Raw genomic sequence first — 23,770 nt, forward strand, 5'->3', positions numbered from 1 at the left:
GCATATCGCAGACCGGCTCCCAGGAGCTCACTCACTCCCCCATGAGGTGCGCGTGTCCGGTCCCAGTCAGGTCAAGGATGTCCCCATCGCCGCCGGTACGCAGGGGCGGACGCAGCTGATCGAGTTTCTTTCGTCAGGCGCACGCGCGCCCGACGACTGGAAGATCGGCACCGAGCACGAGAAGTTCGGCTTCCGCACCGACGACCTGCGCCCGCCCACGTTCGACGGCGAGCGTGGCATCGAGGCGGTGTTGAAAGGGCTGACCCAATTCGGCTGGGCTCCCGTAGAAGAGAAATCTTCTGAAGGGCCGGGCCGCGTCATCGCGCTCACTCGCGACAACGCCGCCGTGTCGCTGGAGCCGGCCGGCCAGCTCGAACTGTCCGGCGCGCCTTTGGCGACGCTGCACGACACCTGCTGCGAAGCCTCCACCCACCTCAAGGAAGTGCGCACCGTCGCCGAACCGATGGGGCTGGGTTTCCTCGGCATGGGCTTCCAGCCCAAGTGGCGCCGCGACGAGATGCCGTGGATGCCCAAGGGCCGCTACAAGATCATGCGCGAGTACATGCCCAAGGTCGGCTCGCTCGGCCTGGACATGATGACGCGCACCAGCACCGTGCAGGTCAACCTCGACGTGTCCTCCGAGGCGGACATGGTCAAGAAGTTCCGCGTGTCGCTGGCGTTGCAGTCGGTGGCGACCGCGCTGTTCGCCGACTCTCCGTTCACCGAAGGCAAGCCCAACGGTTTCCTCAGCTACCGCTCGCATATCTGGACCGACACCGATCCCAACCGCACGGGGCTGCTGGACTTCGTGTTCGAGGATGGCTTCGGCTACGAGCGCTACGTCGACTACCTGCTCGAAGTGCCGATGTACTTCGTCTACCGCGACGGCAAGTACATCGACGCCAGCGGCCAGTCGTTCCGCGATTTCCTCGACGGTCGCCTCCCGGCATATCCCGGTGAGCTGCCGTCGATCAAGGACTGGGCCGACCACAGCACCACCGCCTTCCCGGAAGTGCGGCTGAAGAAATACCTGGAGATGCGCGGCGCCGACTCCGGCCCGTGGAACCGCATCTGCGCGCTGTCGGCATTCTGGGTCGGCCTGCTGTACGACCAGACCGCGCTCGATGCGGCCTGGGACCTGGTCAAGGATTTCTCGCTGGAAGAAATGCATGCGCTGCGCAACGGCGTGCCGCGGCAGGCGCTGAAGCTGCCATTCCGCAATGGCACCGTGCTCGACCTGGCGCGCCGCGCGCTGGAGATCTCCGCGCACGGCCTGCAGCGCCGCGACCGCCGCAACCGCAACGGCGCCGACGAGTCGATCTACCTGGCGCCGCTGATGGAATTCGCCGAAGCCGGCATCACCCCGGCCGAGCGCAAGCTGGAGCAGTTCCACGGCGCCTGGGGCGGCAGCATCGATCCGGTGTTCACCGAGTACGCCTACTAGGGGGCCTCACCGGCCTCAACGCGCGCCGATGCGTTCCAGGCGGCGCAGCCATTCCCGGTTCATGCGCCGGGAGTGGGCGGGAAGTCTCCGCGCCTGTTGCAACGATTCCTCGCGCAGTCGCATCGCCGCTTCGCTTTCACCCCAGCCGTCGAGCACTTCGGCGTAGCGCGCGCGGGCTTCGAAGCCGCTGAAGTAGCCGACCAGCGTGTCGAATTCGTTCCTGGCCTTGGCGCGGTCGCCTTCTTCGGCCACGGCGCGCGCATAGATCAGGTGGCCGGCCGGCGAGCGGAAGTCCGGGCGACGCTGGATCAGCCCATCGAGCAACTGGCGCGCCTGGCCTGCCTGTCCCGATTCGAGCAGCGCCCGCGTCAGGCGCACCTGCGTGTCGGGATCGTCGGCATGGATGCCGCGCAGCGCATCGCGGTAATGCGGCACGGCCTCGGCCGGACGCCCGGCTTCCACCAGCGCGTCGGCGAGCCGGACGCGGTTGTCGGTGGTGGTCGCGGTGTCGAATGCTTCCTGCGCGGCGCGCAGCTCGCGCGCCGGATCCAGCAGCCGTCGCGCGCCCTGCACGAGCTGGCGACCGCCGTGGCTGTAGCGCAACTCCGGCAGCCAGACCGCGATCGCGTAGACGACGCTGCCGAGCAGCGGAAACACGAACAGGATGAAAAGCCAGTAGCGGTCCTGCCCGCTACGCACGGCGTGCACGGCGAAGAACAGCGCAATCACGACATGCAGACCCAATACAGGCATGGTGTTTCCCCTTGATCCCCGCGCGTATTTTTGCCGAGCGACGCGGGTTGCGCCAGTTGCTCGACGGCCGGCTGGAGACACGGCTGGAGGGGCAGGCACGAAGCGCCAGGGAGAGGGCTGCGTCAGGGCAAGACGAAGTCGGTGTAGGCAAAGCGGCTGTCGCGCAGCACGGTCTCGCCGCCCTGCACCGCCAGCGGCGCGGCGAACATCGGACCGGCGACGGCGAGCGTGTGGAATTCGCCGCGTTCGCCACAGGGGTCGACGGTCCCGGGCAGGTCGGCCAGCAGGTCCGCGTCGAACGCACGGCCGGCGAAGCGTGCATCCAGTTGCGTGGTGTCGACGCAGCACAGCCAGGCGCGCAGCCCGCCGTCGAGCATGTTGCGCGCCAGCACGGCCGTGTCCGATCCGAACAGCGGGTAATGCGGCGTCCAGCCCAGCCGCGCGCACAGGGCATCGCGATAGGCCTTGATGTCTTCGAGGAACAGATCGCCGAAGGCGATATCGGTCAGGCCGGGCCAACGCTCGCGTGCGCGCTCCAGCGCCGTGGCGAAGGTGGCCTCGTAACCGGCGTTGTCGGTGCCCTGCGGCATCCAGGCTTCGATCACTGGCAGGGCGGCGGCTTCGGCCTGGGCGAGCAGCACGGTGCGCCGGATGCCCTGCATCGCCACGCGGTCGTAGCCTTCGGTGAATGTCGTCAGCAGGCCGACGACCTCGACGTCGTCGCGCTGGCGCAGGGCGTGGAGGGTCCAGGCAGCGTCCTTGCCGCCGCTCCACGAGAGCAGGATGGGGGTGCGTTTCATGCGTCCAGCATGCGCGATAACGTGTCGGGATCGTAGTCATCGACGTCCTGGCGCCGAAGTGGAAAGTGGATAGAGGCGTGACCCATTCCGCCCGCTCATCCTTCGACTTCGCTTCGCTACGCTCAGGACGAACGGTGTGGGGCGTCGCGCATATCACGGTAGTCGCAATCGCGGCCCAGGGTTGGAATAGACCGATTCACTGCCACCGTTACGCCTCGATCGGGCCAACTCGCTACCACCGTTCGCCCTGAGCGTAGGCGCGCAGCGCCGGAGTCGAAGGGTGATCAGTCCCGCAGCGAGTCCGTCGCCAGGCCCTCAAAAGCGCGAAGCCGTCAGCTTCACATCCGCCCACTGCCACGCCGCGGCTTGGCGGCGCTCGCTCTCGCTGGCGGCATCGGCCTGTTTCAACGCGCGCTGCGCCTTGGCTTGTCCGTACAGCGACCAGCCGTTGTCGGGATACACGACCAGGTCCTGGGCATAGACCTCCGCCGCGTCCTTCGCACGGCCGGCGTCGAGCAGCGCCGCGCCCAGGTACGGGCGTACCGGCAACGGCCAATCCGGCGGCTCGTTGTAGTTGAGCAGGTCTTCGGCGGCCGCCGCCTTGCGCAGCGAGGCGATGCCGGCCTGGCGCTGGCCGGAAGCCAATTCGATCTCGCCGCGCAGCATCGGCTCGGCGACATCGAGCACGCGATCGGCGCGGTTGATGTCCCACAGCACCACCTTTTCCAGCGACGGATCGGCAGAAGTCCTGCTCAGTGCCTGGAGCTCCGTCTGCGCCGCCTGGATCTTACCCGTGCGCGCATAGGCCATGCCCCGGGCGAAATGCCAGATCGCCGTGGGATAGGGCAGCGGGGCCGGCGATGCCTGCTGCGCCAGGATCGCGTCCCAATCGCCGAACCGCGTCTGCGCGAACAGCGGCGCGACGACGAACTGCTGCATGAAGCTCATCTCTTCAAGTTTTGCCATGTCGGCGCGTTGCGCGGTCTGGCGTGCGGCCTCCAGCGCCAGCGTGCGCGAGCCGTGCAGGGCCGCGGTCATCGCGGCGAAATGCCAGTTGTGCGGCACGTAGCCCAGCGGGTACACGCCGTTGCTGCCGCGGCAGACCGCCAGGAAATCCTTGTCGGCGGTGCTTGCAGCGAAGTTGGTCAGCGTGGCGTCGTGGTAGCGGCCGGTGCGGATATAGATGTGCGCCGGCATGTGCACCAGGTGCCCGGACCCCGGGGCGAGCGAGGCCAGCTTGTCGGCATGGGGCTCGGCCCGCTGCGGCGTCTTCGAGGCCTCGACGGCGTGGATGTAGTAGTGAACCGCGCCGATGTGGTCGGGGTTGCGCTGCAGCACGCGTTCGAGCGCGCTTACAAGATCGTTCGTGTACTGCGCCGGCTGGCCGTCGGCGCTCCAGTACGCCCAGGGCGACAGGTCCATCAGCGACTCGGCGTACAGCGTGGCGATGTCGTCGTCGTCGGGAAAGCGCCGCGCGACGTCGGCCATGGCCTGGGCATAGGCCTCGTCGAGCGGCTTGCGATCGGCGGGCGCGGGCGTCGCGTAGCGCTTGGCCAGCGCTTCGATCAGCGCGCGGTCGGCCGGACGGGCATTGCCCGACAGTTGCACCGCGCGCGACGCCAGCGCGGTCGCATCGGCGGCCAGTTCGGGCGCCATCGGCAGGTTGATGTTCGGCCCCAGCACCAGCGCCTGGCCCCATGCGCACATCGCGCACTTCGGGTCGAGCCGCGCCGCTTCGGCGAACGCGCGGCCGGCGGTCTCGTGGTTGAAGCCGTACGCCAGCCGCAGCCCCTGGTCGAAATAGCGCTGGGCCGCAGGCACCTTCGTATCGATCTCGCGATGCAGCGTGCCGAACGTGTCGAACAGGGGTGGAGCGGCGGCAGTGGTTTCCTCGCGGACCGGCGCTTCGCACGCGGCGAGGAGGGTGCAGGCGAGCAGCAGTGACAGAGTGAGCGCACGACGCATGGCAATCACCGTGGTTTGAAGTTGAGGCGTGAGCCCCTCCCCCGCGTGCGGGAAAGGGTGATGCGAGTGGCGAGGATGCCCTCATCCGCCCCTTCGGGGCACCCCCTGATCGGTGGAAGAACGTCCTCGGCGGCCATTGCCGGTCGGCGTGGGGCAGGGGCCCCACCCGTTGCGCCTGTAACAGTCGCGGAGAAATGTTGCAGTGCGGTAGGCTCGGCGGATGAGCGTCCCAGTCCCCGATCCCGCCGTAGAGCCCACCGAAGAAACCCTGCGCGTGGTCGAGTTCGCCCAGACCGACACCCTGCTGCGCGAGGACGTGAAAATCGTGGGCGCCCTGGTCGGCGAGATCCTGGCCGAGCAGCGCGGTGCGGAGTTCCTGGCCCAAGTCGAACGGCTGCGACGCGCCGCCATTCGCCGCCGTGAAAACAACGCCCCGGCTTCGGAGCTGTCGGACGCGCTGGCTGGCACGCAGTTGGACCACGCCGGCGACCTGATACGCGCCTTTGCGACCTATTTCCAGGCGGTCAACGTCGCCGAGCGCGTGCATCGCATCCGCCGCCGCCGCGACTACGAGCGCAGTGGCGCCAGTGCGCAGCCCGGCAGCCTGCGCGAGGTGCTGGCCACGCTGGCGGAGCAGGGCGTGTGCCTGGAGGAAGTGGCCGCCCTGCTGCCGCGCCTGCGCATCGAGCCGGTGTTCACCGCGCACCCGACCGAGGCGGTGCGGCGCGCGCTGCTGGAAAAGGAACGGCTGATCGTCACCTGCCTGATGCAGGACATCGACCGCAGCCGCACGCCCTACGAGCGCCGCGCCGACCACGAACGCATCCGCCTGGCGCTGACCGCCAGCTGGCAGACCGCCGAGGCCCCGCCGGTCAAGCCGAGCGTCGCCGATGAGTTCGAGCACGTCAGCTACTACCTGTCGGAAGTGCTGTATCGCGCGTTGCCGGTGTTCTACGAGCTGTTCGAGGACGCGCTGCACGAAACCTTCGGCGAAGCGGTGCCGGCGCCGAACGTGCTCGGCTTCGGCACCTGGGTCGGCGGCGACATGGACGGCAATCCCAATGTCGGTGCCGACACCATCGCCGCGACGCTGGCCGGCCAGCGCGCGCTGGTGCTGGCGGCGTACCAGCGGGACATCGCCGCGCTGGGGCAGTTGCTGAGCCAGTCGCTGAGCCGCGTGGCCGTGTCCGACGAGGTGCTCGCGCGCATCGAGGAGTACCGCTACCTGCTGCCGCGCGCCGCCTCGACGCTCAAGCCGCGCCACGCCGACATGCCCTACCGCAACCTGCTCACCCTGATGGGGGCGCGGCTGCAGGCCACCGCCGACGACCACGTCAACGGCTATCCGGACACGGCGTCGTTCCTGGCCGACATCGCCGCCATCGAGCGCAGCCTGGCCACGCACCAGGGCAAGCACGCCGGCGGCTTCGCGGTGCGACGCCTGCGCCGTCGCCTGGATTGCTTCGGCTTTCACCTGGCCAGCCTGGACCTGCGCCAGGATTCGGGCACGCACGATGCCGCGCTGGCCGAATTGCTGGCCGATCCGCAATGGGAGTCGCGCAGCCACGACGAACGCGCGCAACGCCTGCATGCGCTGCTCGACGGCAGCGTGCCGGCGCCGAGCATGGGCAACGGCTCGGCGCGGCCGACGCTGGAGGTGTTCCGATGCGTCGCGCGATTGCGCATGCGCTACGGGGCACGCGCGTTCGGGCCGTACATCGTCAGCATGAGCCGCAGCGCCGCTGATGCGCTGGCGGTGCTGGCGCTGGCGCGCATCGCCGGGTGCGTCGATGGCGAGGGACGGGTGCCGCTGGACGTGGCGCCGCTGTTCGAAACCATCGACGATCTCGACGCCGCCGCCGATGCCCTGCGCGCGCTGTTCGCCGATCCGGTCTACCGCCGGCACCTGGCCTCGCGCGGCGACCGCCAGGTGGTGATGCTGGGTTATTCCGACAGCGCCAAGGACGGCGGCATCCTCGCCTCGCGCTGGGCATTGCAGCAGACACAGATCGCGCTGACGCAACTGGCGGCAGAAAGCGGCGTGCGCATCGCTTTCTTCCATGGTCGCGGCGGTTCGATCAGCCGTGGCGGCGGCAAGACCGAGCGCGCGGTGATCGCCGCGCCGCGCGGTTCGGTCGACGGCTACCTGCGCCTGACCGAGCAGGGCGAGGTGATCCACCGCAAGTACGGCATCCGCGCCCTCGCGCTGCGCAACCTGGAACAGGCCACCGGCGCGGTACTGCGCGCGACCTTGCGGCCGCGCCCGCCGGAAGCGCGCGAAGAGGGCTGGCGCGCGATCGCGGCCGGGCTCGCCGGCGATGCCCGCGCGCACTACCGCGCGCTGGTGCACGACGACCCCGATTTCCCCGCGTACTTCCGCGCCGCCACGCCCATCGACGTGATCGAGCGGCTGCGCATCGGTTCGCGCCCGAGCAAGCGCGCCAGCGACGCCGGCCAGACCTCGCTGCCGGGCATCGGTTCGCTGCGGGCGATCCCGTGGGTGTTCGCGTGGGCGCAGAACCGCGCCGGGCTGACGGCGTGGTACGGCGTCGGCAGCGCACTGGAGCGGGCACTGCAGCAGCACGGTCGCGAGACGCTCGCGGAAATGGCGCGCGACTGGCCGTTCTTCGGCACGCTGATCGACGACCTGGAGATGGTGCTGGCCAAGTCCGACCCCGCCATCTTCGAGCGCTACTCGCTGCTGGCCGGCGAACTGCATTCGCGCTTCCATCCCGTCATCGCCGCCGAGTTCGAGCGCACGCGCGTGGCGGTGCTGGCGATCAAGGGCAGCGACGAACTGCTGGCCGGCGACTACCGCCTGCGCCAGTCGATCCGACTGCGCAATCCCTATGTCGACCCGATCAGCCTGCTGCAGGTGGACCTGCTGTCGCGCTGGCGCGAGGCGGGCCGCCCCGACGACGCACTGCTGCAGGCGCTGGTGGCGACGGTGAACGGCATTTCGGCGGGGATACAGAACACGGGCTAGGGGTCCGCTCCACACCTTCAGGGAGGACTTCGCCCGGGCGCGGGAGATCCGGCAGGGATCCCGCCGAGGCTGTTTTCCTCGACGCCGACGCTTTTTGCTTCAACGCCCAGCCTATAAGCCCCACCGATGCGGCTTTTTTCTTGAACGTCGCAGCTTCCGTGCACCAACGGTGCGCCTTTTTTCCGCAACGCTGCAGCTCGCCGGCATCAACGATGCGGCTTTTTTCTCCGGCGCCGGAGATTCTTTCACCATCGATGCGCCTTTTTTCTGCGTCGCTGAAGCTCCCGGGCTTCGGCGGTGGAGCAATTTGCCGCAACGACCGTCCCGGACCATGCAAACGGCCGGCCCCGGCAAACCCCATCTGCGCCGCCCTAACGCGCCGCTGGCTACCATGCGCGACAACAAGCCAGGGTCAAGGAGTGCCACCGTGAAATCCCGTGCCGCCGTTGCCTTCGAAGCGGGCAAGCCGCTGCAGATCGTCGAGATCGACGTCGCGCCGCCGAAGGCCGGCGAGGTGCTGGTGAAAATCACCCATACCGGCGTCTGCCACACCGATGCCTTCACGCTCAGCGGCGACGATCCCGAAGGGCTGTTCCCGGCAGTGCTCGGCCACGAAGGCGGCGGGATAGTGGTGGAGGTCGGCGAAGGCGTCACCAGCGTCAAGCCCGGCGACCATGTGATCCCGCTGTACACGGCCGAATGCGGCAAGTGCAAGTTCTGCCTGTCAGGCAAGACCAACCTGTGCCAGGCGGTACGCGCCACCCAGGGCAAGGGCGTGATGCCGGACGGCACTTCGCGCTTCTCATACAACGGCCAGCCGCTGTACCACTACATGGGCACCAGCACCTTCAGCGAGTACACGGTGGTGGCCGAAGTCTCGCTGGCCAAGATCAACCCGGAGGCGCCGCTGGAGAAGGTCTGCCTGCTCGGCTGCGGCGTGACCACCGGCATCGGCGCGACGCGCAACGCGGCCAAGGTGAAGGAGGGCGACTCCGTCGCGGTGTTCGGGCTGGGCGGGATCGGCCTGGCGGTGATCCAGGGCGCGCGCCAGGCCAAGGCCGGCCGCATCCTGGCCATCGACACCAATCCGGGCAAGTTCGAACTCGCGCGGCAGATGGGCGCCACCGACTGCGTCAACCCGAAAGACCACGCCAAGCCCGTCCAGGACGTCATCGTCGAGATGACCGACGGCGGCGTCGACTACAGCTTCGAGTGCATCGGCAACGTCGATGTCATGCGCGCCGCGCTGGAGTGCTGCCACAAGGGCTGGGGCGAGAGCGTGATCATCGGCGTCGCCGGTGCCGGGCAGGAGATCCGCACGCGCCCGTTCCAGCTGGTGACCGGCCGGGTCTGGCGTGGCACGGCGTTCGGTGGCGTGAAAGGACGCACGCAGTTGCCGAGCATGGTCGAACAGGCGATGACGGGCGAGATCCAGCTCGATCCCTTCATCACCCACAACCTGCCGCTGGAGCGCATCAACGAGGCCTTCGACCTGATGCACGAGGGCAAGTCGATCCGCACCGTGATCCATTTCTGAGCGCAGCCCGGCGGGAGCGAACTTCCTTGCGCCCGTCGGATACGCAGTGACCGGAGGTGAGCGATGAGCATTGCGATCCATCCATCCGTCGACAACGGCTTCGCGCCGGGCCGCGACGACTTCGCCGGCGGCACGCTGGTGTGCAGGTGCGCGTCGGCGCCCGTCAAGGTCAAGGTGTCGGCGCAGACCCTGCACAACCATGCCTGCGGCTGCACCAAATGCTGGAAGCCCGATGGCGCGCTGTTCGCGGTGATCGCCGTGGTGCCGCGCGACAAGGTCGAGGTCGTCGAGAACGGCGACAAGCTGGCCGTCGTCGACGCCAAGGCCACGATCCAGCGCCACGCCTGCAAGGACTGCGGCGTGCACATGTTCGGTCGCATCGAGAACACCGACCACGCGTTCCATGGGCTCGACTTCGTCCACACCGAGCTGTCGCCCGACAAGGGCTGGTCGGCGCCGGGCTTCGCCGCGTTCGTGTCCTCGATCATCGAGTCGGGCGCCGATCCGGCCAACATGGATGCGGTGCGCGCGCGGCTGCGCGAACTGGGCCTGGAACCGTACGATTGCCTGTCGCCAACATTGATGGACGCGATGTCCACGCACGCGGCCAGGAAAGCGGGCGTGCTCAAGGCGTGAATTACTGACTCAAGGACTTCGATGGAACGGATCGAACAGCACGCCTGCCATGGCGGGCGACAGGAAGTGTGGAAGCATGCCTCGGACACGCTGGCCTGCGACATGCGGGTCGGCGTCTACCTGCCGCCGCAGGCCGAACGCGCGGCGTGCCCGGTGCTGTACTGGTTGAGCGGCCTGACCTGCACCGAGCAGAACTTCATCACCAAGGCCGGCGCGCAACGCTATGCCGCCGAGCACGGCGTGATCGTGGTGGCGCCGGATACCAGCCCGCGTGGCGACGGCGTGCCCGATGCGGAGGGATACGACATCGGCCTGGGCGCCGGATTCTATGTCAATGCGACTCAGGCGCCGTGGTCGACGCACTACCGCATGTACGACTACGTGACGCAGGAATTGCCGTCGCTGATCGAAACGTTTTTTCCCACCACCCAGGCGCGCGCCATCAGCGGCCATTCGATGGGCGGGCATGGCGCACTGGTGGCGGCGCTGCGCAATCCGGGGCGCTATCGCAGCGTGTCGGCATTCGCGCCGATCGTCGCGCCGACGCAGGTGCCGTGGGGGCACAAGGCGTTCGCGCAGTATCTGGGTGACGACCATGAAACATGGAAGGCATGGGACGCGGTGGAACTGGTGCGCGATGCGGCAGAGCGCCTGCCGCTGCTGATCGACCAGGGCGAAGCCGACGACTTCCTCGCCACGCAGCTGCGCCCCGAACTGCTGCGCCGCGCGTGCAGCGACGCGGGCCATCCGCTGCACCTGCGCATGCGCGCCGGCTACGACCACAGCTACTACTTCATCGCCAGCTTCATCGGCGAGCACATCGCGCATCACGCGACTGCACTGCGCGGCTGAGGGAAGTCCGCGCCAAGCCATACGTCAAAAGCCGTGACAGCCGTAACGGGTTAACCCGTTGCCGGAACCCCGTATGAACTCACGAAGCTGACTGCGCTGGCTCGCGGTCGGCATGGCACAAACCGTGCCGCAGTTATCAGCTTTGTCGGGGACCGCTACCGATCATGCGCTGCGGCCGCTGCATCAGCGGCCTGCACGCGATGCACGGAAGTGTCGACGGGTCGTCCAGACCACGCCGCGGCTTCCTGCGAGGGAAGGCCGGCACCGGCAGGAGCGCTGGTCCGCATTCCTTCCCCCACAGCAGCCCATTTCATGCCCATTTCCCGTGCGTTCCGTCATGCAGGTGTCTTGCCTGCGGCCTTGCTCTCCCTTGCCTCGCTCGCTGGCATCGCCGGAACCGCGAATGCCCAAGCCACTTCCGCGCCGGTCGTGGGCGAGCAGAAGACCGCAGTCATTCTGGTCAACTTCCAGGACGATGCCTCCCAACCGATCACCCCGGCTGCCGCGAACGCGCTGGTGTTCGGCGAGGTCAGCGATTTCTATTGGGAAGCGTCCTACCAGCGGACGTTCCTCAGCGGCAACACCTATGGCTGGTTCACGGTTCCTGTCAGCGCCGCCACCTGTGACGCGCCGGCGATTGCCCGCGAGGCCAATGCGGCCGCGGCGGCGGCAGGCGTGGACCTGTCCGGCTATACCCATTTGGTCTATCAGTTCCCTTACCGCAGCGCGTGCGGCTGGTCGGGCGCCAATGACCGCGGTGATCGGGGTGAGAACCGCGTCTTCGTCAACGGCGTGCGCACGTTCAAGGTGATTGCGCACGAACTAGGGCATCGCTTCGGCCTGTTCCATTCCGATTCGCTCGATTGCGGGACGGCCGTGCTGGGCGCCAGCTGCACTCAGAACAGCTACGGCGACCAGGCCGACGCAATGGGAAACCGCGACGCCCATTTCAATGCATTCCAGAAGGAACGCCTGGGCTGGTTCAACGCCGCGGGCGCGCCGGCCCTGACCACGGTAACGGCCAGCGGTCGTTACACGCTTGAGGCCTACGAGACCAAGAGCGGAGGAGTCAAGGCGTTGAAGCTGCTGAAGAGCGTCGATCCGGCCACGGGTCAGAAGACCTGGTATTACCTGGAATACCGTCAGCCCATCGGTTTCGACGCCAGCCTGGCCGACGCCGGCAACCTCGCCCAAGGCCTGCTGATCCGGACGGGCACCGTGGCCAGCGGCGGTTTCGCGACCAGCCTGCTTCTCGATGCGACCCCGGGCAGCAATAGCGTCAACGCGTACGACGTAATGGACGGCGCGTTGGCAGTCGGACGCAGCTTCACGGATGCCGATGCCGGGATGACGATTTCCCTGGTGTCCGCCGATGCCACGGGTGCGGTCGTAGACGTGAATCTTGGGGGGCAGGCGGCACAGTGCATCCGCACCGCGCCCACGTTGGCGCTGTCCGGACCGACGGCCTCGGTCGCAGCCGGAACGGCCAACACCTATACCGTCACCGTGTCCAATCGCGACAGCGCTGGATGCGCGGCCACAAGCTTCAACCTGGCCAGCAACGTGCCGACCGGTTGGAATGGCAACCTGGCTGCAACGAGTGTGAGCATGGGTGCCGGCACCAGCGCCTCCACCACGCTGATCGTGACCTCGCCAGTGGCGGCGACTGCCGGCACTTACACCGTCGGCGTCGGCGCGGCCAGCGGAGCCGGCAGCGTGCACACCGCGAGCGCCTCGGCCGTCTATTCGGTCGCGGCCGCCAACACCGGGACGCTCACCGAAACGCTGGGCACCGACAAGACCAGCTACGTTCGTGGCGAGTCGGTCCGCATGAGTGCGCGGGTGTTCAAGGGCGGAGTCCCTGTTTCCGGAGCGACGGTGAAGTTCTCGATCTCCGTGCCCGGGGGCGGCGTCACGACGATCACGGCGACGACCGCGAGCGACGGCTATGGGCGGGCGACCTACAAGCTGGGCAAGGGCAAGGGCGCCATAGGCGCGTACCAGGTGCGCGCCGATGCCAGCAATTCCGGTGCGAGCGCGACCGCCAGCGTCGCCTTCGACGTGCGCTGACGCCAACACCGCATCAATCCATCGAGCTAAAACAGAAGGGCGACGGAGCCATCGGCTTCGTCGCCCTTATTTCTGCCGCGGCCTAGGCCGCAGGGTTAGCTACTACGGCGTCGGACAAGCAGGGCACTCGGGGCACAGCTTGCAGAACGCATCGTCGGAGTCCTTGACCTCGGCATCAGCCGCGCGCCCGATGGCGACGACTTCGACCGTATCGCTGAACTTCACCTTCGACGGATCGAGGGTCCCGTCCGGGTTGCCAGCGCCGCTGTCGGCGGCCGTGGGCTCATAGCAGATGTCGAAGGACACCGGGAGGCCGTTGTTGGGCAGTGCGAGACTGCCACCATTGGCCGTCTGGAACGCCGCGGTGACGTTCACGCCAGTGCCCACGACTCCGCCGGTTCCCGGATAGTTCTTGATGCTGCTCACATCCAGGTACTGGCCCGAGGCAATCGGGTTGGTCACCTTGATCGTCGCGCACACCTGAGGCTTGAACGTCGTTGGATTGATCGACAGGCCCTTGCAATCCTTGGTCAGGTCGACGAGCGGCTGGATGTCGAGGTGGCAGGCTGCCACGTTGTCCGCGTCCTCTGTATCGGTGTCATCCGTGTCAGCCACGATCGGTGTGCCGTTATCGGTCGAACTCGCTCGCACGGTCACCTGGTTGGCGAAAGAGTTCGCAGGCGACAGGCACATCAGGCGGACCGGAATCGAAGTGCCTCCGGCCAACTCGTTGACGACGTTCTTCCAATCATCGTTGTCGCCGATCGGGATGGTCGGGTTCTGGACCGTATTGCCGATCTTGATGATGTCGCACTGGGTCGTCGAGGTGATGGAATTGTCCTGGAATTGCACGTCGAAGACGCTGCCGAAGCCGTCATTGCTGATCGTGACCACGTGTTCGGTCTTGAACAGATCGGTACCCGGGATGTAAACCGGGCTGGTCGTGTCGCACGCCTTGGTGACCTTCACGTTGCACAGATCGAAGTTTCCAAGGGCGAAGTCCTTGAGCTGCGCCGTCTCCGAGTGGGAAGACCGGGTCTCGGCGAGGAAGCTGGAGAAGCACACAGGACCGATCAGGGTGGTGATGTCTATCCCGCCCTCGAAGAAGCTGCGCGCCGGCATCTTGTTCGGCGGCGACGGATCGTTCGGCACGAAGGCCCAGAACTCGTCGATCTCGAACTCGTTGGTGGTCGCGCAGGCGGTGTTGGCCGGGGCACTGGGCGAGGCGGCGTTGCAGACGGTCACGCCGTCGGCGCCGCCGAAGGCCAGTTCCTTGAGCACCTTGGGCGAGCCGTGGGTGCCGGTGCCGTCGCCTTGCCACTTGAACACCTGGATCTCGGCGCGGGCGCCGCCATTGACGTAGTCCACCTGGACCAGGATGTCCTTGTCGGTGTGGTCGCCGGTGAAGCCGTTGCCGTTGATCTTTATCTCGTTCTGGGTGAACCAGAAGCCCAGCGCGGCATCGCCTTCGTTGTCGAACCGGTCGGCACCGAAATAGATGATCAGGTGGTCGTGCGGTACGGCCGGGTGACCGGGCTGGTCACTCGCAGGGAACTGCACGTTTATGGCCTTGGCATAGGCGTTGGTGATGTTGTTCTTGTTCGGGTTGGTGGCCGTGCCGGTGTTGTTGCCCCATTTGGTCGGGTTGTTGTCATCCTTCGAGCCGCCACCTTGGAAGAACGTTTCGGTGCCGAGTGGTGGCACCTGGTCGATGATGAAGGTTTCGCCCGGCCCGTTCAGTGGCAACTCTGCTGCCCAGTCGGTGCCGCCGCCCGCATCGTCGTTGGCGTTGCCGTCGATTTCCAAAGGCGTAGCGGGGTTGATTGCCAATGCAACGGACAACAGTCCTCCAAGGGTCAGCGCCGTGCCAAGCGCGGTTCCCAAAGCGGCCGTGGTCCAGCGAGGCTTGGTCTGGATCTTGCTTCCAGTAGCCATGGCTGTTTCTCCAAAGAAAACAGTGGTTAGGGGTGCGCACAGCCGGTGGGCAGCGATCTGCGGCCGCGCCAGCCTGCGTGGTTCAGGTCCCGTTCGAAATCGCTCATGCGGGTAGGGTGGCCGGGTCGGGTGAGGTGATGCGTTCATCAAGACAGCCGGCGTTATCAGGGGCGCCGCACCCGTTCCACGTACTGAGGGGTGCCCCACCATGACCACCTTGCCGGTGTTGGCAGTCGGCAGTGACCGCAACTGGCGAGCGCGGCTGGAACGGATCTTGTCCGGCCGCGGCGAAGTGACGTGGCTGGGCTCGCGCGGACCGGGGGAGCCGGGACGCGGGCCGTTGCCATCACTGCTGCTGCTCGACGGTGACGACCCTCGTGTTGAGCGCGAGCTGCAGCGCCTGCACGTGCCGATGCCGCAGCGCCTCTACTTCTTCGTGCGACCCGACGTGGCCTCGCTGCGCGACTGCGTCAACGCCGGCGCCGCCGGCTGCCTCGACAAGGAAGCCTCGCCGGAGACGGTGCTCAGGGCGATCCGCTCGGTCGGCTCGGGCCTGTTCGCGGTCGATCCGGCCCTGCTGATGCTGGCGATGGCAGGCGTGCCGGAGGAGCGCGAGCCGGCCGCGCCGGAGTCCCCGCCGGGCAACTGGTCGCAACTGACCGAACGCCAGCGCGAGATCGTGCGATGGGCGGCGCAGGGGCTGAGCAACAAGCAGATCGCCCGCCACCTGGGCATCAGCCCGGAGACGGTCAAGAGCCACCTGCATCACGTGTTCGAACGCGCCGGCGTCAGCGGCCGCATGGCCCTGTTGGCGATGCGCTGGGCCGAGAGCGAGGCCGAGCACGAGCATGAGGCCGAGGCCTCGCGCGATGGCGAGGGCAACGGTTCCGGAGGCTCGGCCCCCGGATCGAACGGGGCGGCCGGGGGCTCAGGCCGACGTGACGTCGCGTAGTTCCCAGGCGCTGCCGGCCAGCAGGCGCAGGCGGTGCTTGAGGACATTGCCGGAGATGCTGGAGGTGACCACCAGGTCGACGTGGAGATCCTTCTGCGCGCCCTGCACGGAAGCCTGACGATCCACCGCACCCAGCGAAGGATCGACGGCATCGGGATCATCCTGCATCGCGCGCCAGCGCTCGAACAATGTCGTCTCGCGCAACGCGGCCTGCAGTTGCTCCGCGAAACCCTCCGCGCTCACCGCGGTGAAGGCGAGCCCGGGATCCGGGCCGCGCGCGCGTTGCGCATCGGGAAGGCTGATGTAGTAACGGGTGGCCATGCCGTCCTCACTGGTTGGCGTTTGCGATGCAGTGTAGGCGAGCCACGATGGCCGGCCCGTGAAGCGAGCGACTGCCGGCGCCGCGCCGCGCGCCGCAATCAAGCCGAGAACTTCTGCCCTTCGGCCGCGAACCCCACCACCAGCGCTCCCTTGCCGACATTGACCATGCCCGTCAGGCTCATCACGCTTTCGAACAACTCGATGTTGTGCACCTGGCAGGCTTCGCGCAGCGCGTCGTAGCCCGGCAGCGCGCGCATGGCGTCGAGTTCGCCGCCATAGCTCAGGCACAGCGTCGGTGTCATCAGGTCGCCGTGGCCGATGCGCTGGACCACGTGCTCGAACAGCTTCTGCACGGCCGGGTTGAAGCCCTTGATCTTGGCCACCGGCCCGGTCTCGCCGCGGTTGCAGTGCAGCACCGGCTTGATGTCGAGCGCGGTGCCGAGCGCGGCGCTGAGCAGCCCGACGCTGCGGTCGCCCTTGGTGCGCCCGCGATTGCGGATGTAGTACAGGTCCGGCGGGACCAGGTAGCCGTGCGTGTGCAGGGCCAGGTTTTCCAGGCGTGCGCGGATCTTCGGCGCGCCTTCGCCGGCGGCCCGAAGGCGCACGGCCTCCACCGCGGTGACGCCTTGGGCGGCGAACAGGTTCTGCGTGTCGACCACGCGCAGCGCGAACGGCGTGTCGTGGCCGGCGGCGGCGCGCACCGGGCGGTAGTCGTTGAGGATCGCGAAGCTGGCCTGGGTGGCGTTGTCGAAGATCGGGCTGCGCGTCTTCGTGATCGTCATGCAGAACACGTAGTCGTAGTCGATCACCAGCCGCTGCAGGAACAGATCGTGGATCTGCTGCACGGTGAAGGGCATGGTCTCGGCCTCATGGCCGCGTTCGGCGACATGGGCATTGAGGAACTCCAGGGTCGCCTGCTCGTCGCGGTGGTCTGCCAGGACGGCGTCGCCGATGCGCACGGTGATCGGCAAAACCGTCACCTCGTTACGCTGCAGGTACTCCAAAGGCAGGTCGCAGGCCGAGTCGACGACGAGTCCAATGCGCATGTATTCCCCCCCGGGCTGGCGCCGATGCCGTTCTATTTGTGACGGGGAGCATACCTTCCCGTCGCACGGGGGGTTCGCTGCAGCGCAGCGAAAGTCGTTCAGCTGCGGCGCTGGAGGCCCACCGGCAGTTGCGAGGCCCGCTGCATGTCGTCATCGGCCAGCACGGCCGGGTCGCGCAGCGCCGCCACCGCGAAGTCGTGCGCGTCGTTGCCCCAGAACAGTTGCCCGTCCTCGAAGGCCAGCGTCGGCACGCCGTACACGCCTGCGGCGATCGCAGCGTCGGTGTTGGCGCGCAGCGCCGCCTTGGTGGCATCGGCCTGCAGGGCTTCTCCGGGCACGTCCAGCGCCGCCAGCAACGGCGCCAATGCTTCGATGCTGTCGCCGGCGCGGCCCTGCTTCCAGATCCAGTCGAATACCGAGTCCACGGCATCGGGCGTGCTGCCGGCGGCGATGGCCAGGCGCAACGCCGCCAGCGGGTTGAACGGATGCGCCGGTGGAAAGCGCAGCGTTACGCCTTCCTGGCGGGCCTGCCACAGCACGTGCCGGTAGGTGAACTCGCGTTTGCCCGGTATCTCGGCCGGCCCCTTCTGCCCGCACGCGTCGAGCACCGCGGCGAACACGATCGGCACCAGCGTAAGGTCGTAGTCGGCCTGCAGCGCCTTCACCTTCTGCCAGTGCAGGTAGGAGAACGGCGATATGAAGTCGAAGTACCAGGTCAGCTGCATCGCCGAAGTCCTTAGTGCCACGCGCCCAGGATCAGGCCGTACAGACAGAACTGCAGGATGTGGTAGCCGGCGTCGATCGTCCACAGCTTCAGGCTGCGCTGCGCGAAGGCGTAGTTGATGCCGAAGCTGGTCGCGACGAAGAACAGGCCCACGGTGAAGCCCGCGCCGAAGCCGTCGGCCGCCGATGCCTCGTTGCCCAGGAACACCGCAAAGATCAGCGCCGCCAGGAAGCTGCACGCGAACGCCGTGGCGAAGATGCGCGCCGGATGCCGCGGGGTGGTGTCGGGGTCGACGCCGGCCTCGGCGCACCAGGCCTTCTTGAACAAGGGGCCATACCAGATCCCGCCCAGCAGGAAAGCGGAAAGCGCAGCGGCGATGACCGCCAGCCAGTTGAGGTCGATCGGGGGCATGCCCATGAAGGCTCCGAATATTGGGTGGTGGCGATGGGCCACATGGTGGGTGATGCGGGCGGTGCGGTCGAGCCCTCCGTCCGGCGGACGGACCGCTTGGCCAATCGATCGTGGCGAGCGGGTAAGGGGCAATCTCGAGCGCATCCCCCATCGGCGTCCCGAGCCTATCCCCCATCGTCGTCGCGCGGTTTTGGTGGAGCCACCGTGGACAACGCCATCATCCCGGCCTGCGCCGGGATGATGGCGCAAGCGCTCAGCGCGCCGCAGGCACCCGATACGCAGGCGGCAGGGCGCCGCCTTCCGACGGCGTGCTGCCGTGCAGGTAACGGTCGCGCAGTTCGGTCTGGCGGCTGCGCATCGGGATCGCGCGGCCGTCCATCCAGACCTGCAATGCGACCGAACTGACCTCCAGCGGATCGCCGCTCCACAACACCAGGTCGGCGCGCTTGCCCGGGGCGATGGTGCCGAAGCGGTCGGCCACGCCGAAGGTTTCGGCCGGCACACGCGTCAGGCCGGCCAGGCCATCGGCCCACGGCAGGCCCGCCGCGACCGCATTGCCGGCGAGCTGGCGCACCTTGCGCGCGTTGTGCGAGGCGTCGCCCGACTGCGAGAAGCCGACCTGCACGCCCGCCGCATGCAATCGCGCGGCGTTGTCCATGGTGGCGCCGATGCGGTCGAAGTCGGCCGGCAGGTTGGCCAGCGGATCGACGAACACCGGCACCTTGGCCTGCGCCAGTTGCGGCGCGAGCTGCCAGGCCTCAGCGCCTCCCGCGATTGCGATGCGCACGTTGTGACGCGCCGACCAGCGCAACAACTGGCGGATGTCGGCGGCGCGGTTGACCGCGACCACGACGCGCCCGCCACCGCCCAGGTACTTCGCCAGTGCGGCGCGACCGGCAGGCGTCAGCAGGGCGGCGTGCGAGTCCGGCGCGATGCGGCCGCGCGCTTCGTCGATGAGCTGGTCGAGGATCATCCACTGCGCCGCACGCGAATTGCCGGTCAGGCCCGAGGCATCGCTGCCGAGCTTGAGGAACAGTTCGCGCGGTCCGACCGGATCGGCGCTGCCGTCCAGGCGCACCACGCCGCCCTGTCCGGCGACGATCGAACCGCCAGCGCCGGTGCCGGCGCCGAGCAGCGTCCAGCCGATGCCTTCGATGCGGGTCACCGGGACCAGCACCGAGGCCGGGTTGTAGGCCAGGGTGACGTCGAACTCCGGACGCACCGTCATTTCCTTGTTGGCGCCGAGCGTCAGCGTTTCGTCGACGGTTTCCTTCTCGCCGGAGACCTCCTCCAGCCCGATCTCGGTGATGCCGCCGAACAGCGTCGGCGTCAGGGGCCGGCCCTGTGCGTCGATGACCTGTGCATTGGCCGGCGCAGCCAGCCCCGTGCCGATGGCGCGGATGGTGCCGCCGCTGACCAGCACGTCGGCATTCTGCAGCGAGCCCTGCGCGGTGGCGGTGTGGACGGTGGCGTTGCGGATCAGTACTTCCTGGGCATGCGCGCCCATGGCGACCAGCGACAGCGTTGCCGCGGCCAGCGCGGTGCGGGCAAGGCGCCTCACAGCACACCTCCCTGCGCCGCCGCACCCTGGCCGAGCATGAAGTCCGACACCGGCTGGTGCGTGCGGTCGTTGCGGTCGAAAATCAGCGCGCCGTCGATGTAGACGCGCTCGGCCTTGGCGTAGACGCTGAAGGGCGTGCCGTTCCAGATCACCACGTCGGCCATCTTGCCCGGCTCCAGCGTGCCGGTCCGGTCGAGGATGCCCAGCGCCTTGGCGGGGTTCTGCGTCAGCCAGCGGATCGCGCGCTCCGGCGGTATGTCCATGCCGGCGAGCTTGGAATGCGCGATCACCTTCGCCGCCTCCTGGTTCAGGCGCTGGATGCCTTCGTCCGAGTCCGAATGCACGATCGCGCAACTGTTGGCCGGGCGATCGACCAGGGCGATGTTCTCCTGGATGCCGTCGAAGGCTTCCATCTTGAAGCCCCACCAGTCGGCCCACAGCGCGCCGCACACGCCTTCCTGCGCCAGGCGGTCGGCGATCTTGTAAGCCTCCACGCCGTGATGGAAGGCCGCGACCTTGAAGCCGAACTCCTTGGCCAGGTCGAGCATCGTGGTCATCTCATCGGCGCGGTAGCAGTGGATGTGCACCTGGATGTCGCCGTTGATCGCGCCGGCCAGCGTGTCCAGCTTCAGGTCGCGCTTGCCGCCGGTGTCCTTTTCGCTGTCGGCACCGTTGCCATTGCCATTGGACGAGCCCTGCCACCAGCGGCGCTTTTTCGGCTTCTTGTCCTTGGGGGCGTTCTTGCTGATGTACTCGCTGGCGTCGATGAAGGCCGCGCGATAACCGGCGACGTTGCCCATGCGCGTGCCCGGGCCGCTCTTCTGGCCATAGACGCGCTTGGGGTTCTCGCCGCAGGCCATCTTCAGGCCCCACGGCGCGCCGGGGAATTTCATCGCCTGGTACGTCGTCGCCGGCACGTTCTTCAACGTCACGCCGCGCCCGCCGATCAGGTTGGCCGAGCCGGGCAGGATCTGCAGCGACGTGATGCCGCCGGCCAGCGCGGTGGCGAAGCCGGGATCCTGCGGCCAGATCGAATGCTCGGCCCACACGTTCGGCGTGGTCGGCGCGGTCATCTCGTTGCCGTCGCTGTTCGCGCTGACGTTCGGACTCGCGTACACGCCCAGGTGCGAGTGGACGTCGATGATGCCCGGCGTCACCCACTTGCCAGTGCCATCGACGCGGGTCGCGTCGGCCGGTGCCTGCAACGAGGAGCCCACGGCGACGATCTTGCCATCGCGCAGCAGCACGTCGGCGTCGTCCAGGCGCTGGCCGGTGCCGGTCAGCACCGTCGCGTGCTGGATCAGCACCGGGCCGGACGCGATCGGACGGTAGGTGCTGGGGTAAGGGTCCTGCACGAAGCGGGAGCGCGCGGCGGCCTGGCTGGATGAACTGCCGGCTGCGGGCGCATCTGGCGTGGCGGCCTGCGCAAGGCCGACGGACAGCACCGCGACCAGCGCGGTGACAAGAGGTCGAAGCATGGATTTCCCCGGGATGGCAAGGCAACAGCTCCCGCACCGTAGCCGCGGTCACAGGTCCGTGCCAAGCATGACGATGGTCATGCTGGGGCGTGACACAATGCCCTTTTGACGGGCCCCGCTCGTCATTCCCGCGAAGGCGGGAATCTGGCGCCTTCGCTTCTGCCGCCCGATTTCGCAAAGTGCAGGTCGCCGGATGTCCGCCCATACACGACAAAAAAAGAGGAGACACTCCCGATGAAGGACAAGGAACAGATCGTCGACAACTGGCTGCCGCGCTACACCGGCGTGCCGCTGGACCAGTTCGGCGAACACATCCTGCTGACCAACTTTGGCGGCTACCTGCACACCTTCGCCCGCCTGACCGGCGCGGAGGTGATCGGCCTGGACCGCCCGATGCCCAGCGCCACCGCCGACGGCATCACCATGATCAACTTCGGCATGGGCAGCCCCAACGCCGCGACGATGATGGACCTGCTCAGCGCGATCATGCCCAAGGCCGTGCTGTTCCTGGGCAAGTGCGGAGGCCTCAAGCGCAAGAATCAGCTCGGCGACCTGATCCTGCCGATCGCCGCGATCCGCGGCGAGGGCACCAGCGACGACTACCTGCCGCCGCAGGTGCCGGCGCTGCCCGCGTTCGCGCTGCAACGCGCGGTCTCGACGATGATCCGCGATCTCGGCCACGACTACTGGACCGGCACCGTCTTCACCACCAACCGCCGCGTCTGGGAACACGACGAGGCGTTCAAGGAGCGGCTGCGCACGATGCGCTGCATGGCCATCGACATGGAGACCGCGACGATCTTCGCCGCCGGCTTCGCCAACCACATTCCCAGCGGTGCGCTGCTGCTGGTCTCGGACCAGCCGATGATTCCGGAAGGGGTGAAGACCGAGGCCTCCGACGCTCGCGTCAGTTCGGAATTCGTCGACCGCCACATCACCATCGGCATCGAGGCGCTCAAGCTGATCCGCCGCAACGGCAAGTCGGTAAAGCACCTGCGCTTCGACGAGTAGCCGACGGTTTGCCGCGGTCTCCGGACCGTGCTGGCCAACCGCGGAGCCCGGTCCCGAGCCCGTCGTCGGTCGCCCGGCGAGCGACGGCGGCGCGGGCCGCCGCTCCGGTAATCAATGCGGAACCGTGGTCGCAGCCTGCGCAACACCGCATCGGTAATCTCCGCGATCCAGCCGACCAGGATCGTCACCGATGCCCATCCAGACTTACACCGGCAGTTGCCATTGCGGCGCCGTCCGTTTCGAAGCCGATATCGACTTCAGCCACGGCACCGGCAAGTGCAACTGCTCGATCTGCACGAAGACCCGCAATTGGGGCGTGGTGATCAAGCCCGAAGCCTTCCGCCTGCTGAGCAAGCCCAGCGCCACCACCGACTACCAGTTCAAGAGCACCTCGTCGGTGCACTGGCCGTTCTGCAAGACCTGCGGCGTGCGCCCCTATGGCCTGGGCGACATTCCCGAAGTGGGCGGCAAGTTCGTCACCGTCAACATCGCCTGCATCGACAACATCAGCGCCGAAGAACTGGCGGCGATCACGGTGCGTTTCGCCGATGGGCGCAATGACAACTGGTGGAACCCGCCGGCCGTGACCAGCTATCTGTAAGCGTTGTCCCGGGTGAGGCCGCCGGCCGCATCCGGGGACATTCGGAGGCGGAAACGCCTTCGCAGCGCCAGCGACGCCCTCCGGGCACACTGTCGGTCTGGAGCTGGGAGGAAGGGTCATGGACAAATTCATCTACCTGGTCGTTGGCGCGGCGCTGACCTGGCTGTTCTATTTCGTGCAGCGCCGGGTTGAGCGACGCGGCGCGGTGGAGGCGATCGAGCGCAACCAGAAGCTGCTCGACCTCAAGCAGGGCCTGGACACCACCAACACCAACCTCGACGACCTGCGCCGCTTCGAGCAACGCCTGATCGGCAAGGCCGAGACCGCGGCGCGCATCGCCGACAACTATTTCACCCGCGCCGAGGAAGTCGCACGACAGGGCGGCGACGAGGCGGTCACCCAGCACGACATGAACCAGCAGGCGATCGACGAGTTCAGACACGCCGACTCGCGCCTGCAGGTCGTGGTGGCGCACCTGCGCAGCCAGCTCGACGACGAAACGCTGGCGATCTTCGAAGAGGCACAGCGAACCTGGCTGGATTTCCGTGGACGCTATGCGCGGTTCGTATCGCAGTCCTACTCGGGCGGCTCGATCCGTCCGTTGATCCATGCGGTCACGCTGGAGAGCATCACCGAACTGTGGATCAACGAGCTGGAAACGCAGTTGGGCGACGAGTCTGTGTGAGC

Annotated in this window: 20 protein-coding genes; 10 read left to right on the top strand and 10 right to left on the bottom strand. The window is 67.6% G+C overall.

Features of this window, described 5'->3' with window-relative positions; all coding sequences use genetic code 11:
* Positions 1 to 52 precede the first annotated feature (52 nt).
* The gene (locus J2X06_RS02090; protein WP_310057642.1) at positions 53 to 1,444 is read left to right on the top strand and encodes a glutamate--cysteine ligase; all 1,392 of its coding nucleotides are present in this window, start codon (positions 53 to 55) and stop codon (positions 1,442 to 1,444) included.
* A gap of 15 nt (positions 1,445 to 1,459) precedes the next feature.
* Here the strand turns inward: J2X06_RS02090 and J2X06_RS02095 are convergent, their stop codons facing one another.
* The 3 genes from J2X06_RS02095 to J2X06_RS02105 all read right to left on the bottom strand — a co-directional run bounded on the left by J2X06_RS02095 (position 1,460) and on the right by J2X06_RS02105 (position 4,962).
* On the bottom strand, positions 1,460 to 2,197 hold the full coding sequence (locus J2X06_RS02095) for a tetratricopeptide repeat protein (RefSeq protein ID WP_310057644.1): 738 nt from the start codon (positions 2,195 to 2,197) through the stop codon (positions 1,460 to 1,462).
* Between the two features lie 122 nt (positions 2,198 to 2,319).
* Positions 2,320 to 2,997, bottom strand: a complete 678-nt coding sequence (locus J2X06_RS02100; RefSeq protein ID WP_310057646.1) for an ATP-binding protein — start codon at positions 2,995 to 2,997, stop codon at positions 2,320 to 2,322.
* 315 nt (positions 2,998 to 3,312) lie between these two features.
* A complete protein-coding gene (locus tag J2X06_RS02105) occupies positions 3,313 to 4,962 on the bottom strand; it encodes a hypothetical protein (protein WP_310057647.1) in 1,650 nt (549 codons plus the stop codon).
* A gap of 220 nt (positions 4,963 to 5,182) precedes the next feature.
* Here J2X06_RS02105 and ppc point away from each other — a divergent pair, with 220 nt between their 5' ends.
* From ppc to J2X06_RS02130, 5 genes are all read left to right on the top strand, one after another.
* Complete coding sequence (gene ppc, locus J2X06_RS02110; RefSeq protein ID WP_310057648.1) at positions 5,183 to 7,948, top strand: phosphoenolpyruvate carboxylase; 2,766 nt, start codon at positions 5,183 to 5,185, stop codon at positions 7,946 to 7,948.
* Positions 7,949 to 8,375: 427 nt separating this feature from the next.
* On the top strand, positions 8,376 to 9,485 hold the full coding sequence (locus J2X06_RS02115) for an S-(hydroxymethyl)glutathione dehydrogenase/class III alcohol dehydrogenase (protein ID WP_310057650.1): 1,110 nt from the start codon (positions 8,376 to 8,378) through the stop codon (positions 9,483 to 9,485).
* Between the two features lie 63 nt (positions 9,486 to 9,548).
* Positions 9,549 to 10,121: an S-(hydroxymethyl)glutathione synthase gene (gene gfa, locus J2X06_RS02120; RefSeq protein ID WP_310057652.1), complete on the top strand. Its 573-nt coding sequence runs from the start codon at positions 9,549 to 9,551 to the stop codon at positions 10,119 to 10,121.
* A 21-nt stretch (positions 10,122 to 10,142) separates the two neighbouring features.
* On the top strand, positions 10,143 to 10,973 hold the full coding sequence (gene fghA, locus J2X06_RS02125; protein WP_310057654.1) for an S-formylglutathione hydrolase: 831 nt from the start codon (positions 10,143 to 10,145) through the stop codon (positions 10,971 to 10,973).
* A gap of 312 nt (positions 10,974 to 11,285) precedes the next feature.
* Positions 11,286 to 13,043: an NEW3 domain-containing protein gene (locus J2X06_RS02130; protein WP_310057655.1), complete on the top strand. Its 1,758-nt coding sequence runs from the start codon at positions 11,286 to 11,288 to the stop codon at positions 13,041 to 13,043.
* A gap of 102 nt (positions 13,044 to 13,145) precedes the next feature.
* Here the strand turns inward: J2X06_RS02130 and J2X06_RS02135 are convergent, their stop codons facing one another.
* The gene (locus J2X06_RS02135; protein WP_310057657.1) at positions 13,146 to 15,188 is read right to left on the bottom strand and encodes a hypothetical protein; all 2,043 of its coding nucleotides are present in this window, start codon (positions 15,186 to 15,188) and stop codon (positions 13,146 to 13,148) included.
* Between J2X06_RS02135 and J2X06_RS02140 the strand changes: the two genes are divergently transcribed.
* A complete protein-coding gene (locus J2X06_RS02140) occupies positions 15,187 to 15,930 on the top strand; it encodes a response regulator transcription factor (protein WP_310057659.1) in 744 nt (247 codons plus the stop codon). The genes J2X06_RS02135 and J2X06_RS02140 overlap by 2 nt on opposite strands.
* Here the strand turns inward: J2X06_RS02140 and J2X06_RS02145 are convergent.
* The 6 genes from J2X06_RS02145 to J2X06_RS02170 form a co-directional block, all read right to left on the bottom strand.
* Positions 15,907 to 16,251, bottom strand: coding sequence for a hypothetical protein (locus tag J2X06_RS02145; RefSeq protein WP_310057661.1), 345 nt, complete (start codon positions 16,249 to 16,251; stop codon positions 15,907 to 15,909). The two genes, J2X06_RS02140 and J2X06_RS02145, sit on opposite strands and share 24 nt — an antisense overlap.
* Positions 16,252 to 16,349: 98 nt before the next feature.
* Positions 16,350 to 17,297 carry a DegV family protein gene (locus J2X06_RS02150; protein WP_310057662.1) on the bottom strand — a complete coding sequence of 316 codons (948 nt, stop codon included), beginning with the start codon at positions 17,295 to 17,297 and terminating at the stop codon, positions 16,350 to 16,352.
* Positions 17,298 to 17,395: 98 nt separating this feature from the next.
* The gene (locus tag J2X06_RS02155; protein ID WP_310057663.1) at positions 17,396 to 18,022 is read right to left on the bottom strand and encodes a 2-hydroxychromene-2-carboxylate isomerase; all 627 of its coding nucleotides are present in this window, start codon (positions 18,020 to 18,022) and stop codon (positions 17,396 to 17,398) included.
* Positions 18,023 to 18,033: 11 nt separating this feature from the next.
* Entirely contained in the window at positions 18,034 to 18,438 is a 405-nt protein-coding gene (locus J2X06_RS02160; RefSeq protein ID WP_310057665.1) for a DUF1761 domain-containing protein, read from the bottom strand.
* Positions 18,439 to 18,685: 247 nt separating this feature from the next.
* Entirely contained in the window at positions 18,686 to 19,939 is a 1,254-nt protein-coding gene (locus J2X06_RS02165; RefSeq protein ID WP_310061158.1) for an amidohydrolase family protein, read from the bottom strand.
* Between the two features lie 50 nt (positions 19,940 to 19,989).
* Positions 19,990 to 21,471, bottom strand: a complete 1,482-nt coding sequence (locus tag J2X06_RS02170; RefSeq protein ID WP_310057667.1) for an amidohydrolase — start codon at positions 21,469 to 21,471, stop codon at positions 19,990 to 19,992.
* A gap of 234 nt (positions 21,472 to 21,705) precedes the next feature.
* Here J2X06_RS02170 and J2X06_RS02175 point away from each other — a divergent pair, with 234 nt between their 5' ends.
* The 3 genes from J2X06_RS02175 to J2X06_RS02185 all read left to right on the top strand — a co-directional run bounded on the left by J2X06_RS02175 (position 21,706) and on the right by J2X06_RS02185 (position 23,768).
* Complete coding sequence (locus J2X06_RS02175) at positions 21,706 to 22,482, top strand: AMP nucleosidase (protein WP_310057669.1); 777 nt, start codon at positions 21,706 to 21,708, stop codon at positions 22,480 to 22,482.
* Positions 22,483 to 22,672: 190 nt separating this feature from the next.
* Positions 22,673 to 23,083 carry a GFA family protein gene (locus J2X06_RS02180; protein ID WP_310057671.1) on the top strand — a complete coding sequence of 137 codons (411 nt, stop codon included), beginning with the start codon at positions 22,673 to 22,675 and terminating at the stop codon, positions 23,081 to 23,083.
* A 118-nt stretch (positions 23,084 to 23,201) separates the two neighbouring features.
* Positions 23,202 to 23,768 (top strand): lysozyme inhibitor LprI family protein, encoded by a 567-nt coding sequence (locus tag J2X06_RS02185; RefSeq protein ID WP_310057673.1) that lies wholly within the window; start codon positions 23,202 to 23,204, stop codon positions 23,766 to 23,768.
* The last annotated feature ends 2 nt before the right edge of the window (positions 23,769 to 23,770 follow it).

It is taken from the genome of Lysobacter niastensis, assembly GCF_031457115.1.
Lineage (GTDB): Bacteria > Pseudomonadota > Gammaproteobacteria > Xanthomonadales > Xanthomonadaceae > Lysobacter_J > Lysobacter_J niastensis_A.

What these genes read in the sequence shown, in the direction of transcription:
- J2X06_RS02175 (WP_310057669.1), top strand. Translation starts at nt 21,706, where the DNA reads ATGAAGGACAAGGAACAGATCGTCGACAACTGGCTGCCGCGCTACACC.
- J2X06_RS02170 (WP_310057667.1), bottom strand. Translation starts at nt 21,471, where the DNA reads ATGCTTCGACCTCTTGTCACCGCGCTGGTCGCGGTGCTGTCCGTCGGC.
- J2X06_RS02140 (WP_310057659.1), top strand. Translation starts at nt 15,187, where the DNA reads ATGACCACCTTGCCGGTGTTGGCAGTCGGCAGTGACCGCAACTGGCGA.
- J2X06_RS02155 (WP_310057663.1), bottom strand. Translation starts at nt 18,022, where the DNA reads ATGCAGCTGACCTGGTACTTCGACTTCATATCGCCGTTCTCCTACCTG.
- J2X06_RS02135 (WP_310057657.1), bottom strand. Translation starts at nt 15,188, where the DNA reads ATGGTGGGGCACCCCTCAGTACGTGGAACGGGTGCGGCGCCCCTGATA.
- J2X06_RS02180 (WP_310057671.1), top strand. Translation starts at nt 22,673, where the DNA reads ATGCCCATCCAGACTTACACCGGCAGTTGCCATTGCGGCGCCGTCCGT.
- J2X06_RS02100 (WP_310057646.1), bottom strand. Translation starts at nt 2,997, where the DNA reads ATGAAACGCACCCCCATCCTGCTCTCGTGGAGCGGCGGCAAGGACGCT.
- J2X06_RS02185 (WP_310057673.1), top strand. Translation starts at nt 23,202, where the DNA reads ATGGACAAATTCATCTACCTGGTCGTTGGCGCGGCGCTGACCTGGCTG.
- J2X06_RS02130 (WP_310057655.1), top strand. Translation starts at nt 11,286, where the DNA reads ATGCCCATTTCCCGTGCGTTCCGTCATGCAGGTGTCTTGCCTGCGGCC.
- J2X06_RS02095 (WP_310057644.1), bottom strand. Translation starts at nt 2,197, where the DNA reads ATGCCTGTATTGGGTCTGCATGTCGTGATTGCGCTGTTCTTCGCCGTG.
- J2X06_RS02105 (WP_310057647.1), bottom strand. Translation starts at nt 4,962, where the DNA reads ATGCGTCGTGCGCTCACTCTGTCACTGCTGCTCGCCTGCACCCTCCTC.
- J2X06_RS02150 (WP_310057662.1), bottom strand. Translation starts at nt 17,297, where the DNA reads ATGCGCATTGGACTCGTCGTCGACTCGGCCTGCGACCTGCCTTTGGAG.
- J2X06_RS02165 (WP_310061158.1), bottom strand. Translation starts at nt 19,939, where the DNA reads ATGGGCGCGCATGCCCAGGAAGTACTGATCCGCAACGCCACCGTCCAC.
- ppc (WP_310057648.1), top strand. Translation starts at nt 5,183, where the DNA reads ATGAGCGTCCCAGTCCCCGATCCCGCCGTAGAGCCCACCGAAGAAACC.
- gfa (WP_310057652.1), top strand. Translation starts at nt 9,549, where the DNA reads ATGAGCATTGCGATCCATCCATCCGTCGACAACGGCTTCGCGCCGGGC.
- fghA (WP_310057654.1), top strand. Translation starts at nt 10,143, where the DNA reads ATGGAACGGATCGAACAGCACGCCTGCCATGGCGGGCGACAGGAAGTG.
- J2X06_RS02145 (WP_310057661.1), bottom strand. Translation starts at nt 16,251, where the DNA reads ATGGCCACCCGTTACTACATCAGCCTTCCCGATGCGCAACGCGCGCGC.
- J2X06_RS02160 (WP_310057665.1), bottom strand. Translation starts at nt 18,438, where the DNA reads ATGGGCATGCCCCCGATCGACCTCAACTGGCTGGCGGTCATCGCCGCT.